The sequence below is a fragment of the Kitasatospora sp. NPDC094028 genome (assembly GCF_049543595.1).
Classification (GTDB): domain Bacteria; phylum Actinomycetota; class Actinomycetes; order Streptomycetales; family Streptomycetaceae; genus Kitasatospora.
This window is the reverse complement of sequence record NZ_JBMVFA010000099.1, coordinates 1,035-1,363: the sequence shown is the minus strand read 5'-3', so window position 1 is coordinate 1,363 and position 329 is coordinate 1,035. Positions and strand designations below refer to the sequence as shown.

Genomic DNA, 329 nt, shown 5'->3' with positions numbered 1-329 from the left:
GGCACCCGGCGCTGGTTCGGCGGCCGGGCGGAGAGCCAGCGGGCGCAGGCGCAGGAGGCGAAGGACGCGGCGGCGGCCGCGTTCTACGAACTGGACACCGCGCAGCGGGATCTGCGGATCTCGATCGAGACCATCACGGCGGTCGACGACTCCCCCGCCGCCCGGCGTGCCGCCTCGGACTTCGAGGGCCTGGGCCGGCGGATCGACGAGGTCAGCCGGCGCTATATCCAGGCGGTCGACGCCCATGACCTGGACCGGGCCGACCTGGAGGCCGCCGCGGCGACGCGGGCGCGCACCGAGCTGACCGCGGCGCGGGACGAGCTGGTGCG

The 329-nt window shown here is 76.3% G+C and carries 1 pseudogene; it reads left to right on the top strand.

The features are described from left to right. A pseudogene (locus tag ACPC54_RS42035) lies at window positions 1-329 on the top strand (hypothetical protein); the annotation flags it as partial.